The following is a 19,931-nucleotide window of genomic DNA, read 5'->3' on the forward strand; positions in this document are numbered from 1 at the left end:
GCTTTTTTTATTATTAATCGTTCTCTTATTGTATTATCTTTTTAAAGAGAAGTGAGCCCTAAACTCTTTTGCTGGACCATTTACCTCTCCTGGTTCTCTATACTCTATTGTAAACCAGTAATCACTAGATGGTAATACCTCGCCATTAAACGTTCCATCCCAACCTGGCCCTGATGGACTAAGTTGTTTTAATAATTTACCATAACGGTCGAAAATATAAATCTTTGCATCTAACTGATCTTGAATTCCAACAATCTGCCAAGTATCATTAAAGCCATCATCATTTGGAGTAAAATATAATGGGTAATCTACCACAAATACATCATCATAGCTTATACCACATCCGTTGATATCACGTGCTCTTACGGTATACTCTCCAAAGGCTACATCGGTAAAGGTATACGTGTTTGTACCATTGCTTACCCAAGGACCATTGTCTAAACTAAATTCATACTCGCCTTCTCCAGTAACAGTAGCTACTACAGCATGTGGGTCTGCAAAGGCTTCCGTTGTTACTGTTGCTGTTAATGCTGGTGGACCACTCTCTATTACAGTTGTTGTTACCGTACTAGTACATTGGGTGGCAATATCTTCTACATACACCGTATAAACACCGCCTATTACAGGTTCGTAACTAGAGCCAGTTCCTAATACGGTACTTGGGTCTCCAGCCTCTGTCCATTCAAACGTATATAGTGTGTCGCTCAAGCCTGTGTCTAATATTGGGGTGTTTATCACCTCTGTACCATTAGCATCAACACAAAGTGTATATTCGTTATCTAATGTAAATGATGGGATTGGATTGACTTGTAATTCAAATGACGTGATATCGTAACAATCATTATCTGCTGTCATATCATTATCTACTCTTACCCATATAGTTTGTGGGTTTGAGATGTTTGTATATGGACTTGATAGGGCATTCATCATATCTAATGCATCTGCTTCAGATTCATAATAAGTTACTGTAAAGTCTGTAGGACTTTGTGTTGTACCTAATACTGTTGCATCTTGTATTGTTAAATCGAATGCCACAGTATCATTTGATGGATCACCATCAAATTCCATATTATCGTCGCACATTTCAAATGTTGGCACTATATTAGCCATAGCGCCTTCTTGTACTTCTATAAAGAAGCTTACTGTAGCTACACTACATCCTGTAATTGTATTTGTGATACTCACATAAATCTCTTGCGGGTTTAATGGTGTTCCTGCATTTGCTGGGTCTTCTATATTTGTATATGCTGTATCATTCGTTATCCAGCCAGTTCCTGATTCTGCCGCAGCTAAGGTTTCATAATAATGTACCTCATAATCTGGTTGTGGCTGACCATTTAAAATATCATCTGTTCTAATTGTTAAATCAAACGTATAATAACCATCTGTATTTACTTCACAAGCAATAATATCTTCAACTGCTGTGGTTTCTGGTAATGGGTTTACAATTAAATTAAAAGTAACAATTGTGTAACAGCCTGTTCCTGTATCTGAAGGATCTGCTGGATCTCCTGTATTGGTTACTCGCACATAAATAGTTTGCGCTGCACTTTGATAAGCATCTGGTGTGGCTATTGCATTTACACCTGCTTCGGCATCTTCTAAACTAGTATAGTATGTTGCTGTTTCATCAAACGCATTTAACATTAATGGCTCATTTTCTGTTAAATCGAAAACCTCTTCTAAGTCTCCTGGATTGTTATCATCACATGCCTCTAAATCTGGTAAATTATCATTAGGGGTTGGTAACGTATTAACAACCAATGTTAATGTGGTTACCGCATAACAATTATTACCACTTGACGTTTCTGTTACTGTTACAAAAATGGTTTGTGGGTTATGTGGTAAGCCTCCTACTGATATGTTAGTATAGTCTGTATAATCTGGTATTGAATTACCTGACTCTACATCGGCCATCGTCTCATAATAATCTACAACTAATGTACTGTCGTTTCCTGTTATCTCGCCATTCATTGTTGTTAAATCAAAACTAGCGTATCCATCATTGTCTATAGAGTCGTCACAAATTTCAAATAATCCGTCTTGTAACGCTATTGTTGGCGGTAAGTTTACAATGATATCGAATTGACCTGTTGCTATACATCCATTTGCTCCTTCTAAGCGCACATAAATTGTTGCGTCGGAACTCATGTAATTTGATAATTGCGGTTCTACTATAGGATCTACTCCTGGAATAGCTTCTGCATCTGCTAGTGTCTCATGATAGGTTAATGTATAATCTGCTGGGTTTTGACCATTGTATATGGTAGCATCCATTGTTGTTAAATCAAAAGATGTTATACCATCATAATCATCATCACATTCTGAATACGGTGCTATATCTGTTAACACTTCTGGTGTTGGTAAAGCTATTAATTGCAACTCAACTACTGTATAACATAATGTCACAGGGTCTGTCGCTCTTACATAAACAATATCGGTTCCTGCATCGTTATTTGTATAAAGATCTGGTAATTCGTTAACGCCGTCTTCCGCATTTTCATAGGTTCCATGGTACGTTATATCATTGCCTTCTCCATTATCTATCTCAATAGTTGCTGATTGTAAATCAAATTCTGCATAACCATCATTATCCTCATCACACGCTTCTAAAGGAGTTATATTAGCTGATGGGGTTGGGGTTGGTACATCTAACACTTCTATAGTTAGTGTTGATGTTGCTGAACATCCTGTGGCGCCAATAGTTACCAACACAAATAAGGTTTGTGGATTATGTGGCAGTCCATTTATAGAGGTGTTTGCATAAGCTGTATAATCTGATATGGTATTCCCTGCTTGTAGGTCTGCCATGGTTTCATAATAATCTACTGACCAGTTGGTGTTTCCTCCGGTAATTATATCATCTTGTTGTGTTAAATCAAAAATACCATAACCATCGTTGTCCACTGTATCATCACAAATTGTTAAAAACAAGGCTTCATTTGTTGTTTCTGGAACGGGTAATGGATTAACAATTAAATCTAGTGTTGTAGCCGTATAACAACCTGTAGTGTTATTTTCTACACGAACACCTATGGTTTGCATGTCTGGTGTAGTGTTTGTGTATGCTGCTGGTGTGGCTATGTAAGTTGCTGCTGTTGTTCCTATATCGGCATCGGCAGGATCTTCATAATAAGTAACGGTATAATCTGTATTACTTAAGCCATTTAAAACATCTACATTTCTAATGGTTAAATCAAACTCTGTTAAACCATCTGCGGTACCATCATCATCACACATTACTATAGGATCTAAATCCTCTTCTATCTCAGGGGTTGGATCTACAATTAAGTTTAACTCGACTATAGTTGGACAGTCTGTACTTGTTCCAGCATAGTCCACTCTTACATAAATAATTTGCCCCATTACATTAGACAATACATTGCCCTGTGGTAAGACATCGTCTATAGCATTTTGCTCTGTTAAGTGAAAGGTTACCTCTAAGGCTGGGTCAGTTGTAACTTCTGCGGCAACTGCTGATAAATCAAAAACACCTAAACCGTCGTTATCCGGATCGCAATAATGTAAATCGCTTGGTGTATTAGCTGCTGGTGCACTGACTACATTTAATGTTAATGTCGTGAAATTAACGCATCCTGTTGTAGCATCTTCTACTCTTACATGAACAACTTCTCCATCTGACCCGATATAAGCCATGGATGATGGAGCTACTTCTGGGGTACCTGCTTGTGCTTCTGCTAAACTATTGTAATACGTTACATTATAACTACTGTTTCCAGCTGTTATCTCATTGTCCTTAACTGTTAAATCCATCTCTGTCATGCCGTCTGAAATATTATCATCACAGACTATTAATGCTGTTGGATCTACTACTGTTGGTAGTGGGTTAACAACTACTGTAGCTTCTTCTGTTAATACTGTACTACAGGTTGTTGTTGGATTAACAACTTGCTCTAAAGTTAATACTTGATCTACTGTTGCGCCTGGCAATGTTATAAGTGCTTCTCCTGCTGCGTCAAGGGTTACTTGTTGAGTTGCACCACCATTAACGTTGTAATCAACAACATTATCAGGATCTCCTGTTATAGTAAAAGATGCATCTTCATTAAAACAAATATCGCCATTAGAGGTTACTGTAGCTGTTGGATTTTCTATAACAGTAACTATGTCTGTGTTTGTTAATACTGTACTACAGGTTGTTGTTGGATTAGTAACCAACTCTAACGTTATTGTTTGATCTGTAGTAGCACCTACAATCGTTACAAGCCCTTCTCCTGTCGTAGCATCTAATGTGACCTGTTCTGTAGCTCCTCCGTTTACATTATAATCTACAATATCTCCTGGTGTTCCTGTTATCGTAAAGATAGCATCGTCTCCACTACATATATCACTGTTCGTGCTTAATGAGGTTATTGTAGGAGGTGTTAAAATAGTAACCGTTTCTGTATTTGCTAATGTTGTACTACATGTTGTTGTTGGATTAGCAACCAACTCTAATGTTATCGTTTGATCTGTAGTGGCTCCAGCGACAGTTACAATACCTTGACCTGAAGCATCTATAGTAACTTGTTGGGTTGCACCACCATTTAGATTATAATCTACTATATCTCCTGGCGAGCCTGTTATGGTAAATTCGGCATCATCATTAGGACAAATACTACCATTACTAGATAACGTAACTGTTGGATTAGGATTTACTATTACTGTTTCTGTATCTGTTAAAGTACCATTACATCCCGTAGAAGGGTTATTAACTAACTCAAGGTTAATCGTCTCATCTGAAGTAGCTGCTGGCACAGTAATAACTCCTTGACCAGAAGCATCTAAAGTAATTTGCTGAGTTGTACCACCATTTAAATTATAATCCACAATATCTCCTGGCGAGCCTGTTATGGTAAATATGGCATCTTCTCCAGAACAAATATCACTATTGGTTGTCAAACCAACAGATGGTGTACTCTCTATTACCACAGTTTCAGTATCAGTTAAAACAGTATTACACGATGTAGATGGCGTAGTTACTAATTCTAAAACAATAACTTGATCAACCGTAACACCACTTATTAATACAATCCCTTGTCCAGAAGCATCAAGTGTTATTTGTTGTGTTGCTCCTCCATTAATGGTATAATCTACAATATCTCCTGAATTTCCTGTTATAGTAAATACGGCATCACTTCCAGAACATGTACTACCATTACTAGTTAATGTTACAGATGGATTTGGATTTACGAGAATAACTGCGGTGTCAGTTAAAACAGAACTACATCCAGTTCCAGGGTTATTAATTGCTTGTAACTCTATATTTTGATCAACCGTTGCTCCAACTGTAGTTACTGTTGCTTGTCCAGAAGCATCTAGTGTTACCTGTTGTGTTGCTCCAGAATTAAGTGAATAATCTACAATATCACCTGCTGAACCTACTAATGTAAAAATGGCATCATCGCCAGAGCAAATATCTGTATTTGTCGATAATGTTACCGTTGGATTAGCAATTACAGTAACTGTTTCAGTATCATTTAATGTTACAGAACAACTAGTAACTGGATCGGTTACCAATTGTAAATTAATTATTTGATCTGTTGTTACTCCTGTTACTGTTACAACACCTTGTCCAGAAGCATCTAAAGTAATTTGTTGTGTTGTACCGCCATTAATATTATAATCCACTATATCTCCAGCAGTCCCTGTTATAGTAAATATAGCATCATCACCAGAACATATATCTGTGTTTGTTGATAATGTAACGGCAGGTTCTCTATTTATTACAACAGTCTCCGTATTAGATAGTGTATCTCCACACCCAGAGGTAGGGTTATTTACTTCTAATAAGTTTATTGTTTGGTCGGTTGTTGCCCCTGTTACAGTAACATTCCCTTGACCAGCAGCATCAAGCGTAACTTGTTGTGTAGCTCCACCATTAATATTATAGTCTACTACATCTCCTGGAGAACCTACAATAGTAAAAATAGCATCGTCTCCAGAGCATATGTCTGTATTTGTTGATAAAGTTACTGTTGGGTTTGCAGTAATAGTAACCGTTGCTGTGTCTGATAACGTATCGCTACAAGTTGTTGTTGGGTTATTTACAGCTAATAAATTTATTGTTTGATCTGTTGTTACTCCTGTTACAGTTACAATACCTTCTCCTGAAGCATCTAAAGTAACTTGTTGAGTTGCACCACCATTTAAACTATAGTCAACTATATCACCTGGTGTACCCGTTATAGTAAACACAGCATCACCTCCAGAACATGTACTATTATTACTTGTAAGCGTTACAGTTGGTGTGGCTGTAATAGTTACTGTATTCGTATCTGTTAATGTTGCACTACAACCATTGCCAGGGTTATTAACCGCTAATAAGTTTATTGTTTGATCTGCGGTAATACCAGAAATAGTAACGACACCTTCTCCAGAAGCATCTAACGTAATTTGTTGGGTTGCTCCGCCATTAATATTATAATCTACAATATCTCCTGGGGTTCCTGTTATAGTAAATACAGCATCGCCACCTGTACAAACACTCCCGTTACTTGTTAATGTAACTGTAGGAGGGGTTCCACCAAAAGTAACATTAACTATATCTGAGTCAGAAAATACATCTCCATTACAATTTGTATATTCTACTTCTGCTGTATAAAATGTATCTGTGGTAGGACAAACGTTTATTGTTGGATCATTTCCTAAAGGAGTTCCACCTTCATCGTACCATGTTAATTGGTAGTTAGGTGTACCATTAGGGGTAAAACGCCATCCTTCTACACGAATACCTGTTCCAGGTATTAATTCTGGTGGCTGCCATGCTCCTGTATTACGTCCAGGTGGCACATAAGCAACCGTTCCTGCGTTATTTTGAATACCTATTACAGCATTACCGTCATTCCAACCATCACATATTGGTTTATTTTCAATATAAACTTCAATAGCATTAGTCCCTTCATAAAGCACCATCATTTGTGTGGTTAACAAATCTGTACAACTAAACTGTGCTTGATGATAAAAACTTATTACAAATGTTCTACAAGGGTATGTACCCCTTACCTCCCATGCTATTTCAGCTTCTGGAGGACTTACCGGTGGATAAATATCATGACAAGCCCCAAAGATGTTACCATTAGATAGAGGGTCATCGGTGTTTGATGGTAATTGGTCATCAAAAGCCCAAGCATTAAAACCTCCTGCTAGACTTGTATCAAAACTAATTAATCCATTAGCACCTAATACTAATTGATCATAAACATCTCCAAAAAAACAGAATTCGAATGGTAAATCTACAACATCACTCCATATATCATCTGAACCAACAAAAATAGGATTGGACAGCCCTTGGTAAGCTGTTGGTGGATTATAAGGTATTGAAGATACCTCATAACTGGTGGTTTCTCCAGTTTCTAAAAAGGTTGCTGATAAATCGACACAAGAATCTCCACAATCTAATACAACGTCTCCTCCAGTACTCACACCTCCGGCTTGAACATTAGGACAACCTGGTCCCTGACCATAAGACAATACTGAAAACAAGAGGATAAATAGGGCAATTATCTTTTTCATAATTAGCATTAAGTTATTAACTGAGTGAAGCAACTCACCCATATACAATTAAATTTTTTGTTAAAAAAGTGACGAAATTTAAGAAATTTTTAGGGAAATGTTAGTTAAATTTTAATCAATTTGAAATACAGCTGTTATACAAATCATTAATACTCGGAATTTCTTATCTTTGCAGATTAATTCCACTTTTAGAATATTGCTATGAAGCTTGATAAAAATATAGAAGAATTTGATGCCTTAGGAGACGACCATATCGGTACTTCGTTTGACACCCCTTTACGTAAAGATGCCTTTAATCTTTCTAACGAAGAAAAGATTGACATTATTAAAGATGATGTTAGGCATATTATGGAAACTCTAGGTCTTGATTTAACCGATGACAGTCTTAACGGAACTCCCATGCGAGTGGCAAAAATGTTTGTAAAAGAACTTTTTGGAGGCTTAAACCCTGAAAACAAACCAAAGGCTTCTACGTTTGATAATAAATACAAGTATGGCGAAATGCTTGTTGAAAAAAACATTACAGTTTACTCCACTTGCGAGCACCACTTACTACCAATCGTTGGTAAAGCACACGTCGCTTACATTTCTAGTGGTAACGTTGTTGGTTTATCTAAAATGAATCGTATTGTAGACTATTTTGCAAAACGTCCTCAAGTACAAGAGCGACTAACTATTCAAATTGTACGTGAACTTCAAAAAGTATTAAATACTGAAGACGTTGCTTGTGTTATCGACGCGAAACACCTTTGCGTAAACTCTAGAGGTATCCGTGATATTGAAAGCAGCACAGTAACTTCAGAGTTTGGCGGAAAGTTTAAAGACATTGCCACTAGAAAAGAGTTTTTAGACTACATAAAATTAGACACCGCATTTTAAATATTTAAAAGACATTTCTAACTATGCCACTATACCAATCTCAAGACATAAAAATATACAATTCAATATCTGGGGAAAAAGAAACCTTTAAACCAATAAACGAAGGTCACATAGGTATGTATGTTTGCGGCCCAACAGTTTACAGCAATGTACATTTGGGTAATGTAAGAACATTTATGTCGTTTGATATGATTTTTCGTTACTTAAAGCATTTAGGTTATAAAGTGCGCTATGTTAGAAACATTACCGATGCTGGTCACTTAGAAAACGATGCCGACACGGGTGAAGATAAAATCACAAAAAAAGCGCGTTTAGAACAAATAGAACCCATGGAAGTTGTACAGCGTTATACGGTCGATTTTCATAACATTTTAAACACCTTTAACTTTCTACCGCCAAGTATAGAGCCAACTGCAACAGGACATATTATAGAGCAAATTGAACTTATTAAAGATATTATCGATAATGGATTTGCTTATGAAATTAATGGCTCGGTATATTTCGATGTTCATAAATTTAATGAAACCAACGAATACGGTAAGTTAAGTAAACGTAAACTAGAAGATTTAATTCACAATACACGTGAATTAGATGGTCAAAGTGATAAGAAAAACCCACAAGATTTTGCACTTTGGAAAAAAGCCGAACCGCAACATATTATGCGTTGGCCATCTCCTTGGGGTGATGGATTTCCTGGTTGGCATTTAGAATGTACAGCCATGAGTACTAAATATTTAGGTGATCGTTTTGATATTCACGGTGGCGGAATGGATTTAAAATTCCCACATCATGAATGTGAAATTGCTCAAAATGAAGCTGCTAAAGGCGAATCGCCTGTCAACTATTGGATGCATGCCAATATGCTCGAGTTAAACGGACAACGCATGTCTAAAACAACAGGTAATATTGTCAATCCGCAAGAACTGCTTTCTGGTGATAATACCTTTTTTAGTAAAGCCTTTGCGCCTAGTGTTATTCGTTTTTTTATTGCACAAGCCCATTACAGAAGCGTGCTCGACTTAACTAACGACGGCTTATTAGCTAGCGAAAAAGGTTTTAACAGACTTATGGAAGCTATTAATTTATTAGATGGATTAAAAACGTCTGACGCCTCTTCTATAAATGTTAACAATTGGAAGCAAAAGTGCTACGATGCGATGAATGACGATTTTAACTCTCCTGTGTTAATTGCTCATCTGTTTGAAGCCGTAAAATACATTAATCAAATTAAAGACGAATCGGCTACCATAACGACTCAAGATTTAGAAGTATTAAAAACCACTATTCATAATTTTGTTTTTGATGTGTTAGGGTTACAATCGCAATCTTCCACCACGAATAATTCCAATAAGTCTGAAGATAAGCTCTCTAATATTGTTGAATTACTTATTAATATGCGCCAGGAAGCGAGAGCCAATAAAGACTTTAAATTATCAGATCAAATTAGAGACGAACTAGCCGAAATAGGCATTCAGCTTAAAGATGGTAAAGATGGCACAACATTTACCGTAAATTAAACTTATAAGATGAAGCGTTTTGTTATTGCTCCTTTTATTTTTTTAGTGAAGTTTTACCAAAACGCTATTTCTCCTTTTTTTCCTGCCACTTGTAGATACCAACCTACATGCTCGCACTACACTATAGAAGCCCTAGAGAAACATGGCTTATGGCATGGCGGTAAGTTAGCCTTAAAACGTATTTTTAGTTGTCATCCTTGGGGTGGTTCTGGATACGACCCTGTTCCAGATAAAGCAGATAAGAATTAACGTTTGTTATTATTTATTTACTTTTTATAACGTAAGCATTTATCTATATTTACATACAGAAAAATATAACTATGCACCTTCTTAAATTCGATTGGAACCCAATTACTGGTATTGATATTGTAGGAAACTTCAAGCTTCATTTTTATAGCATGATGTGGATTACCGCCTTCTTAATAGGCTGGTATATTATGAAGTATATTTTTACCCGTGAAAAAGTAAAATTAGAATATTTAGATCCGCTTTTTATATACACGGTGTTAGCCACCATGATTGGTGCTAGATTAGGACATGTGCTATTTTACCAATCGGAATTAATAAGCCAAGATTTCTTTAGTATTTTTCTACCATTTAGATTTAAACCAGAATTTGAATTCACCGGTTTTCAAGGCCTAGCAAGCCATGGCGCTGCCATTGGTATTATTATAGGCATGTATTTATATCGAAAAAAGTACACTTACAAATCGTTAATGTGGATTTTAGATCGTGTTGTAATACCTGTGGCCTCTGGGGCAATTTTTATACGAATTGGAAACTTTATAAACTCCGAAATTATTGGTAAAATAACCGATTCTGCTTTTGGCGTACGCTTTATTCAAGAGGAATATAACAAGTACGAAGCTGTTCAATTAACCAATATTCAACCTGCTAAAAAAGCTTACGACGCCATTGCTAACAACCCTGAATTCAGCAATTTATTGGATGCTGTTCCTTACAGACATCCAGCACAACTTTACGAATCGTTTTGTTACATTTTTGTATTTCTTATTTTATGGTATATCTACAAAAAAACATCAAAAGCCAATCAACTAGGGTTTTTGTTTGGATTATTTCTTGTTATGCTATGGACAGTTCGTTTCTTTATCGAGTTTGTAAAAGAGCCTCAAGGCGATGAATACATTAATTCGTTTGGACTTAACACAGGACAATGGTTAAGCATTCCTTTTATTCTTATTGGACTGTATTTTATGTTCTTCTATAAGAAAACATCTAAAAAAGTTTAATCATAAATATGAAAAAATACCTTTTACCAGCTATTATTGTTGGCACAATGTTTAGTTATTCCTGCAAAGAAGAGGACGCTAAAAACATAAAACCTACCGAAGTGTCGTTTAAAAAAGAAGGTGAATTAACCATTTTTAAAGCCACATCGGATTCTATTATTACACAATTAGATATAGAAATTGCTAAAACTAGCTACGAAACACAAACAGGTTTAATGTATCGTTCTTCAATGAAGAAAAACCGTGGTATGCTATTTATTTTTGATGATGTGTCCCCAAGGTATTTCTACATGAAAAACACGCGTATTCCTTTAGATATTATCTATTTAAATGAAAACCTTTCTATTGTTAGTATTCAAAAGAACGCCAAACCTTTAGATGAAAGTTCATTACCATCTAAAGTACCTGCTAAATATGTTTTAGAAGTTAACGCAGGACTTTCTGATGTGTGGCAATTAACCGAAGGCGATAAAATAACATTCTCAGAATTATCTGAATAAAAAGCAAACGTTCTTGTTACCCATAAAAAAACCCTTTCAGATATTGAAAGGGTTTTTATTTATATATCACATTTAAAAAGCATTAAGCCTCTTGCTCTTCCTCTTCTTTAGGATCTTCTTTCTTTCTTAATCCTTCTTTTGCATCTCCCCTCTTCACGGTGTCGTACATAATTGGCGTTGCAATAAATAACGATGAATACGTACCTACAATAACACCAATTATTAATGCAAACATGAATCCTCTAATAGAATCGCCTCCAAAAATAAAGATAGAAAGCAATACTACTAATGTTGTTAACGAGGTATTTAATGTTCTACTTAATGTACTGCTTAACGATGAGTTAATAACTTTATCGAAATCCCAGCTTGTGTGCTCGTTAAAGAACTCACGAATTCTATCGAACACAACCACGGTATCGTTTAACGAATATCCAATTACTGTAAGAATTGCCGCAATAAATGCCTGATCTATCTCCATAGTAAATGGCATAAACTTATAGGTTAGAGAGAAAATCCCTAATACAATTAACACATCGTGGAATACAGCTGCTACTGCACCTAGAGAGAATTGCCAACGCTTAAATCTAAATAAGATATAAAGGAATACAACGATTAACGATCCTAAAATAGCCCAGAAAGAAGCTTTCTTAATGTCATCGGCAATTGTAGGGCTTACTTTGTAATACTTCATTAAGCCAACTGTTTTGTGTTCATTATCGCTAATAAACTCTTCGTAGCTTAAACCATTAAAGTAAGGTTGTAAAGCGTTGTATAAGTCTTGTCTTATTTCTTCATCAACCTCTGTTCCTACTTCGTTTACTTTATATTTAGTAGTAATTTTTAATTGATTAGCGCTACCAAAGGTTTTAGCATCGGCACTACCAAATACATCTGTTAGTGTAGATGTAATTTCAGAAGCACTAATATCATCGGCAAAACGCACTTGATATGTTCTACCTCCAACAAAATCAACACCTTGATCTAATCCATTTGTAAATAACGATCCTAAACTTACAACGATTAAAGCGGCTGATATAATATAAGCTGCCTTACGCTTTTTAAGGAATTCGATATTTATGTTTCTGAAAAGGTTTTTAGTAATTCCTGTAGAGAATTCTAATTTTCCACCTCTACCTACATACCAATCTACGATTAATCGTGTAATAAAGATGGCCGTAAATAATGATGTACCAATACCTATAAGTAAAGTTGTAGCAAATCCTTTAATTGGTCCTGTACCAAAAATAAATAGGATTAATGCTGTTAAACCTGTTGTAATATTGGCATCTAAAATAGAGGATAAAGCATTTGCAAAACCATCTTGAATAGCTTCTTTTTGCTCTTTACCTTTATAAAGTTCTTCTCGTATACGCTCAAAAATAAGTACGTTCGCATCAACCGACATACCAATAGTTAATACAATACCTGCAATACCTGGTAACGTTAACACAGCACCTAATCCTGATAATACACCAAAGATTAATAAAATATTGAATAGCATAGCGATATCGGCAAAAAGGCCAGCTTTTCCGTAGTAAAATAACATCCATACTAATACTAATCCTAAAGCTATTAAGAATGATAATTTACCACTATCTATCGCTTCTTGACCTAATGATGGTCCTACCACTTCACCTTGAATAATATCGGCAGAAGCAGGTAATTTACCGGCACGTAGTACGTTAGCAAGGTCGGTAGCTTCGTTTAAAGTAAACTCTCCAGAAATTTGAGAATTACCTCCAGAAATAGCTCCTGTAGTTACTCCTGGTGCAGAATACACAACGTTGTCAAGTACAATAGCAATTTGACTTTGTTGCTGATACGCTTTTCCTGTTAATTCTTCCCAGATTTTAGCACCTTTAGTGTTCATTTGCATAGACACTACAGGTTTACCTGTTGGCCCAAATTCTTGTCTAGCATCTGTTACAACAGCTCCACTTAATGGTGGCACATTATCTCTATTGCCTATTAAAGCGTATAAATCTATTATTTCGCTATCGGTAGCTGGTTTCCCAAAAAGGAATTTTACTTCGCGCATTTCTGCTGGCAATAAAGCTCTTACTTGAGGCATGTTTAAGTACTCCTCTACTAAGTCTTTGTCTTTAACAGCAAATTGCGCTACAATTGGACCACCTTGGTAACCAAATCCTCTAATTAATTTTCCTAATGGATTATTTTCTACAGCAGATGAGTCTGGATCTTCACCTAAAAGATCGGCAATTTTATCGTCTTCTGTTTGCTCTGTATCATCAGTAGGTTTTTCTTCTTCTGTATTTTCTGCTACTGCATCTTCTTGCTCCGCTTCCATGTCTTTTAACAACTCATTGGCTTGATTTAAAAAGCCCATAAATTGCTCACCTTTGTAAGCTTCCCAAAATTCTAATTGTGCTGTACTTTGTAAAAGCTTAATAGCACGTTCTTTATCTTTTACCCCTGGTAATTCTACTAAAATACGTCCAGAATCTCCTAAACGTTGAATGCTAGGTGAAACAACACCAAACTCATCGATACGTTTACGTAATACTTCGAATGCAGAAACGATAGATTCGTCTATTTTTGTTTCAATGATAGGTTTTACCTGATCATCAGACATATCGAAAGTGATTTCCTCACTTAATGTTCTGTTAGCAAAAATTTCTGGTGAGGCTAATTTTTTGTCGCCTTTAATCGCATCAAAAGCCACAAAAAAGTCTTCTAAATACGTGTTCTGACTGTTTTTTTGTAGCTCGGTTGCATCGTTTAATGCTTTATTAAATACAGGATCTTTACTGTAATTAGCTAATCCTTTTAAGATGTCTTTTACAGAAACTTGCAATATAACACTTACACCACCTTTTAAATCTAAACCAAGATTCATGGCGTTTTCTTTTACTTCGTTGTAAGTGTAATCGGCAAATCCTAAATCAAAAACTTTTTCACTTGAAAGAGAATCTAAATAAATTCTTTCTTCTTCAAAATTTCCGTTGGAAATGGTTTGTGCTTCATCTTCAACACTATTCGCTTTGAATGTGAATGATAATTGATAAATACTCACCAAACCAAACAAAATCGCAAACAGCTTTACTAATCCTTTATTCTGCATTATTGATGTAATTAATTAGTTTATTTTGTTGTTATTTTTAAAAACGAGCAAATATATATTTTATATAGTGATTACGCAAAAGGTTTTACGAGTTTATGGCTTATATAAAACAAAAAAGCAGCCTTTTTGTAGGCTGCTTTAGAATATCTTAAGGGTTTTTATTAAATACCATTTAAATTATTGGTTTTTGTATACCCTTCTGGTGGCGTCATATTAAACTTGTCTTCGGCTACAGTTTCTTGTTTTATTTCTGTAACTTCTGTTGTCATAATCATATCCATGCCGTTGTTTTGGGCTTCCATTTTAAGGTATAATGGGTAACCTTTTACTTTACCACCTAAAACAGCTGTTTTATCTGAAACGGCTGGTAATTTATCGGTTGTATAAAGTTCCATATTTACGGTTGCTCCATCTTCTTTTAAATTAGCAAAGTATTGCTGACATGTGTACCCAAGAATTGTTTTGGTTTCTGTACCTTTTTCTACAGTAACGTTTTTTAATTCGTCTTCTGAAGGTTGAATACTATCTTGCATATACTTTTTACCCATTGCCGCATTATTTACATAAGCTAGCATTTTCTTGGTAGCATTATCAATAATCACGGTAGAAGTCCCTGTCATTGGGTTTGCCGCTTCTGTTCTTGTTTTGTTTCCTTTAAAATAAGTGACAGATGAAATATCGCCTATCATAGCAAACTGACTGTTCATTTGCGAATTTGAACTTGACAGTTTTATTGTTGAAGACATCACACCTTCTGTTATTTTTTCTTGCGCTACTAACGATGCACAAAAAACAGAAACAAATAAATATAACGCTAATCTTTTCATTTAAAATATTTGTTTATAGCTCTAAAAGACCATTGGTTTTCTTAACGCCTTCGGCACTCTCTGTTAAATGTGCTTTTTCGGCATCACTCAACTCTATCTCAACGATTTTTTCAATTCCGTTGCGTCCTAAGATTACTGGGACACCAATAGAAAGATCATTTAATCCAAATTCACCTTCTAATAAAGCAGAACAAGGGAACATTTTCTTTTGGTCGCAAGCAATGGCTTGTACTAAACCACTTACTGCAGCTCCTGGCGCATACCATGCCGAAGTACCTAATAATTTTGTAAGTGTTGCTCCACCTACTTTAGTATCTTCTTTTACCTGATTTAAACGTTCTTCTGATAAAAACTCAGTTACTTTCACACTATTTCTTGTAGCGTGTGCTGTTAATGGTACCATACCTTTATCGCTATGTCCACCAATCACCATTCCGTCTACATCGCTAATTGGTGCTTCTAAAGCTTCTGCTAGTCTATACTTAAAACGTGCAGAGTCTAAGGCACCACCCATTCCTATAATTCTATTCTTTGGTAAATCGGTAGTTTTGTGTACCAAATACGTCATAGTATCCATTGGGTTACTTACCACAATAATAATAGTGTTTGGAGATTGCTCGATTAAACTTGAAGATACAGATTTAACAATTCCTGCGTTGATTCCTATTAATTCTTCGCGAGTCATTCCTGGCTTACGTGGAATCCCAGATGTTATTACACAAATATCGCTACCTGCTGTTTTAGTATAATCGTTAGTTACACCGGTTATTTTAGTATCGAAACCATTTAATGAAGCGGTTTGCATTAAATCCATAGCTTTACCTTCTGCAAAGCCTTCTTTAATATCTAATAAAACGACTTCTGATGCAAAATTTTTAATGGCAATATATTCGGCACAACTAGCACCTACTGCTCCTGCTCCAACTACTGTTACTTTCATTTGTTTATTAAAATTTAATTGTTTTGTGTTGTGATTTTTAAGACAGCGAAAATACAAATTATTATGCTGTAAATGAAAAAAGTGTAGGACTAAATCCTACACTTTTACGGTTTTAACTTAACCTTATATTTTTAGAATGAAAAATTAAGTCCTAAAGCTGCACTATTAAACTCTGCCAACGTATAATCAATATTTAAGCCAAAGAAGCCAAGTTTAAGGTTTGCCCCTATTGTTGCTCGTACTCCTGAAACATCTTTTTTTATAGAAAAAGGATCCTGTATTTCTTCAGAAAATAACACCCCATCAGAAACAATATAAGTTCCTAAAAAATCGGTGTTTGTTTTTCCTGTTATATACCCTAATCCGCCATAAAAATTAATAACTTTTAGTTTTGTAGAAACAATCATTTCAAAAAGCCAAGTGTTGACCCCTGTTTGCAAACGTTGATTATCTCCATCTACAATTTCTGTATTCGTAAAATCATATTCCCCATCTAAATGGGTATAAGCTATCAATCCTGATATGGCAACAGGAAACAACTTGTCTGCTGGCAAAAAAGTGGTAAACTCTTGTTGTAAACCTACACCATACAATTCTATCTCTGCATCTTCAATATCTGTTTTTGGAAAAAACCTGCCTTTAATTTGTGTTCCTTTAAAAGGAGAAAACGAAGCTTGCACAAAAGCTTTTGGTATTAAATTAATATTTGCCGACCCTATACCTGTAGGTAAAGTTAACTCTGTTTCTTGCTCTCCAAAAATAGGATCATCATAAGTGATTATAACATTAATATCGGGATCGTTATGCCCCAAAGCTGTTGCTACTTTTTTGGAAGAACTTCCATCTGAAAAACGCACGTTTTCATAATCAGAAATATGCATTTCAAAAGTTTTATGACTCTCTTTTATAAAAGAGGCTGTTCCTATAATAGATATTTCGAAACCAAAACGTTTTAATGATTTTCCACTATTAAACCAACCATTATTAATCCCATAAGCTAAACCATCACTAGCCGAATCTATATAATTTGATGTAAATGTTTTAGCATCGTTTACACCAGCTGCTAACAAATCATTAATGTTTTCTTGGGCAAAAAGAGTTAATGGCAGAAAAAATAATACTACTGTTTTAAGTGTTTTCATAAGAAGACAATTTTATGTAAAATACATATTTTTTTGCCTAAATAAAAAAACACCTTTACCAAAAAAAGCAAAGGTGTTTTTTTTAGAGTAGTTTATTATTTAAACATCAATATTGGCATAAACAGCATTTTTCTCGATAAACTCTCTACGTGGTGGGACTTCATCACCCATTAACATAGAGAAAATTCTATCTGCTTCGCTACCATTATCAATATTAACTTGACGTAAGGTTCTAAATTCTGGATTCATTGTTGTGTCCCAAAGCTGCTCGGCGTTCATTTCTCCAAGACCTTTATAACGTTGTACACTTACGCTTCCTCCAAATTCTTGAGCAATAGCATCGCGCTCTTTATCACTCCACGCGTAACGTTTCTTTTGTCCTTTTTTAACTAAATATAATGGTGGTGTTGCAATGTAAACATGACCATTTTCTATTAGCTCTCTCATATAACGAAAGAAGAATGTTAAAATAAGGGTTGCAATATGACTACCATCAATATCGGCATCACACATAATGACTATTTTATGGTAACGTAGCTTTGAAAGGTTTAAAGCTTTGCTATCTTCTTCTGTTCCTATGGTAACACCTAAGGCCGTAAAAATGTTTTTGATTTCTTCGTTTTCAAACACCTTATGCGTCATTGCCTTTTCTACGTTAAGAATTTTACCACGTAGTGGAAGAATGGCTTGAAACTTTCTATCACGCCCTTGTTTTGCCGTTCCACCTGCCGAATCACCCTCAACTAGGAATACTTCGCATTGCTCTGGATCTTGCTCGGAGCAGTCACTTAATTTTCCAGGTAAGCCACCAATACTCATCACTGTTTTACGCTGTACCATCTCACGTGCTTTTTGCGCGGCGTGACGGGCTTGCGCTGCAAGAATAACTTTTTGCACAATGGTTTTGGCATCGTCTGGATGTTCCTCTAAATAATCGGTTAGCATTTCTGAAACCGCTTGACTTACAGAAGACGATACTTCGCGGTTACCTAATTTGGTTTTTGTTTGCCCTTCAAATTGAGGCTCTGCTACTTTTACCGAAACAATAGCTGTTAATCCTTCTCGGAAATCATCTCCGGAAATGTCAAATTTCAATTTATCTAACATTCCAGATTCATCGGCATATTTTTTTAAGGTGTGCGTTAATCCACGACGGAAACCTGTTAAATGTGTTCCGCCTTCATGTGTATTAATATTGTTTACGTAAGAGTGTAAATTTTCAGCATAAGATGTATTGTAAACCATGGCTACCTCAACTGGGATATCGTTTTTCTCACCTTCAAACGCAATCACTTTCTGAATTAAAGGTTCACGATTACCATCTAAAAACTGTACAAATTCTGGTAATCCATTTTCAGAATGAAACGTTTCACCTTCAAACTCACCATCATCTGTTTTATGACGCTTATCGGTCAATACAATCGTAATTCCTTTGTTTAAGTAAGCTAGTTCACGCATTCTACTTGCCAAGGTATCGTAACTATACTCTAAGGTTTGTTGAAAAATTTCTGGATCTGGTTTAAACGTAACCACAGTTCCGCGTAAATCGGTATCTCCAACAGCTTTTACAGGATATAATGTTTTCCCGCGTTCATATTCTTGCTCCCAAATTTTACCATCTCTGTAAACGGTTGCTTTTAGGCTTGATGATAAAGCATTTACACAACTTACCCCAACACCGTGCAAACCACCAGAGACTTTATAAGAATCTTTATCGAACTTACCTCCTGCTCCAATTTTGGTCATTACAACCTCTAAAGCAGAGACACCTTCTTTTTTATGAATATCTACTGGAATACCACGACCGTTATCTTCGGTAGTGATGGAATTATCTTCGTTAATGGTAACTTTAATGGTGTCGCAATGTCCAGCTAACGCCTCATCAATCGAGTTATCAACAACTTCATACACCAAGTGATGTAACCCTCTAGTTCCTACATCTCCAATATACATCGACGGACGCATACGCACGTGTTCAATACCTTCTAGGGCCTGAATACTATCGGCGGAATACTGTTTTTTAGCTTCTTCGCTCATATATTTCCTTTTGATTAATTTTTAAATATTATGCCATAAAAAAATGCACCTTTGTGCATTTGATTTAACACTTTCAAATATACGAAATTTTGGCGCTTTTTTAAAGCTTTTAATCGACTTAAACCAATAATTATCAACAATTGTTAATTACTTAAAAGTGTCTTAAATCGAATAAAAACACCCTTAAATTTGATTTTGTCTTATTTTAACATTTCTTACAAGAGCCTAAAAACACAAAATCT

General features: G+C 35.5%; 11 protein-coding genes. 5 read left to right on the forward strand and 6 right to left on the reverse strand.

Going from position 1 to position 19,931, the window contains the following annotated elements:
* Positions 1-33 precede the first annotated feature (33 nt).
* A complete protein-coding gene (locus EJA19_RS06365) occupies positions 34-7,515 on the reverse strand; it encodes a T9SS type B sorting domain-containing protein (RefSeq protein ID WP_158611362.1) in 7,482 nt (2,493 codons plus the stop codon).
* Between the two features lie 201 nt (positions 7,516-7,716).
* Here EJA19_RS06365 and folE point away from each other — a divergent pair, with 201 nt between their 5' ends.
* The 5 genes from folE to EJA19_RS06390 all read left to right on the forward strand — a co-directional run bounded on the left by folE (position 7,717) and on the right by EJA19_RS06390 (position 11,661).
* Positions 7,717-8,394, forward strand: a complete 678-nt coding sequence (folE, locus tag EJA19_RS06370; protein WP_125467513.1) for a GTP cyclohydrolase I FolE — start codon at positions 7,717-7,719, stop codon at positions 8,392-8,394.
* A 23-nt stretch (positions 8,395-8,417) separates the two neighbouring features.
* Entirely contained in the window at positions 8,418-9,911 is a 1,494-nt protein-coding gene (gene cysS, locus EJA19_RS06375) for a cysteine--tRNA ligase (RefSeq protein ID WP_125467514.1), read from the forward strand.
* A gap of 9 nt (positions 9,912-9,920) precedes the next feature.
* Positions 9,921-10,160 carry a membrane protein insertion efficiency factor YidD gene (gene yidD, locus EJA19_RS06380; protein WP_125467515.1) on the forward strand — a complete coding sequence of 80 codons (240 nt, stop codon included), beginning with the start codon at positions 9,921-9,923 and terminating at the stop codon, positions 10,158-10,160.
* Between the two features lie 71 nt (positions 10,161-10,231).
* On the forward strand, positions 10,232-11,161 hold the full coding sequence (gene lgt / locus EJA19_RS06385) for a prolipoprotein diacylglyceryl transferase (protein ID WP_125467516.1): 930 nt from the start codon (positions 10,232-10,234) through the stop codon (positions 11,159-11,161).
* Between the two features lie 8 nt (positions 11,162-11,169).
* The gene (locus tag EJA19_RS06390) at positions 11,170-11,661 is read left to right on the forward strand and encodes a DUF192 domain-containing protein (RefSeq protein ID WP_125467517.1); all 492 of its coding nucleotides are present in this window, start codon (positions 11,170-11,172) and stop codon (positions 11,659-11,661) included.
* Between the two features lie 82 nt (positions 11,662-11,743).
* Here EJA19_RS06390 and secDF read toward each other — a convergent pair whose 3' ends face one another.
* The 5 genes from secDF to gyrB all read right to left on the reverse strand — a co-directional run bounded on the left by secDF (position 11,744) and on the right by gyrB (position 19,689).
* Positions 11,744-14,743, reverse strand: coding sequence for a protein translocase subunit SecDF (gene secDF, locus EJA19_RS06395; RefSeq protein WP_125467518.1), 3,000 nt, complete (start codon positions 14,741-14,743; stop codon positions 11,744-11,746).
* 161 nt (positions 14,744-14,904) lie between these two features.
* Positions 14,905-15,570, reverse strand: a complete 666-nt coding sequence (locus tag EJA19_RS06400; protein ID WP_125467519.1) for a hypothetical protein — start codon at positions 15,568-15,570, stop codon at positions 14,905-14,907.
* Between the two features lie 13 nt (positions 15,571-15,583).
* The gene (mdh, locus tag EJA19_RS06405) at positions 15,584-16,510 is read right to left on the reverse strand and encodes a malate dehydrogenase (protein ID WP_125467520.1); all 927 of its coding nucleotides are present in this window, start codon (positions 16,508-16,510) and stop codon (positions 15,584-15,586) included.
* A 131-nt stretch (positions 16,511-16,641) separates the two neighbouring features.
* Positions 16,642-17,652, reverse strand: a complete 1,011-nt coding sequence (locus tag EJA19_RS06410) for a DUF6588 family protein (RefSeq protein ID WP_125467521.1) — start codon at positions 17,650-17,652, stop codon at positions 16,642-16,644.
* 99 nt (positions 17,653-17,751) lie between these two features.
* A complete protein-coding gene (gene gyrB, locus EJA19_RS06415) occupies positions 17,752-19,689 on the reverse strand; it encodes a DNA topoisomerase (ATP-hydrolyzing) subunit B (protein WP_125467522.1) in 1,938 nt (645 codons plus the stop codon).
* Positions 19,690-19,931 lie beyond the last annotated feature (242 nt).

This window comes from Mangrovimonas spongiae, assembly GCF_003944795.1.
GTDB classification, from domain to species: domain Bacteria; phylum Bacteroidota; class Bacteroidia; order Flavobacteriales; family Flavobacteriaceae; genus Mangrovimonas; species Mangrovimonas spongiae.

Bases quoted from the DNA above. Each gene is read 5' to 3' on its own strand.
- EJA19_RS06365 (WP_158611362.1), bottom strand. From the start codon at position 7,515: ATGAAAAAGATAATTGCCCTATTTATCCTCTTGTTTTCAGTATTGTCT.
- folE (WP_125467513.1), top strand. From the start codon at position 7,717: ATGAAGCTTGATAAAAATATAGAAGAATTTGATGCCTTAGGAGACGAC.
- cysS (WP_125467514.1), top strand. From the start codon at position 8,418: ATGCCACTATACCAATCTCAAGACATAAAAATATACAATTCAATATCT.
- yidD (WP_125467515.1), top strand. From the start codon at position 9,921: ATGAAGCGTTTTGTTATTGCTCCTTTTATTTTTTTAGTGAAGTTTTAC.
- lgt (WP_125467516.1), top strand. From the start codon at position 10,232: ATGCACCTTCTTAAATTCGATTGGAACCCAATTACTGGTATTGATATT.
- EJA19_RS06390 (WP_125467517.1), top strand. From the start codon at position 11,170: ATGAAAAAATACCTTTTACCAGCTATTATTGTTGGCACAATGTTTAGT.
- secDF (WP_125467518.1), bottom strand. From the start codon at position 14,743: ATGCAGAATAAAGGATTAGTAAAGCTGTTTGCGATTTTGTTTGGTTTG.
- EJA19_RS06400 (WP_125467519.1), bottom strand. From the start codon at position 15,570: ATGAAAAGATTAGCGTTATATTTATTTGTTTCTGTTTTTTGTGCATCG.
- mdh (WP_125467520.1), bottom strand. From the start codon at position 16,510: ATGAAAGTAACAGTAGTTGGAGCAGGAGCAGTAGGTGCTAGTTGTGCC.
- EJA19_RS06410 (WP_125467521.1), bottom strand. From the start codon at position 17,652: ATGAAAACACTTAAAACAGTAGTATTATTTTTTCTGCCATTAACTCTT.
- gyrB (WP_125467522.1), bottom strand. From the start codon at position 19,689: ATGAGCGAAGAAGCTAAAAAACAGTATTCCGCCGATAGTATTCAGGCC.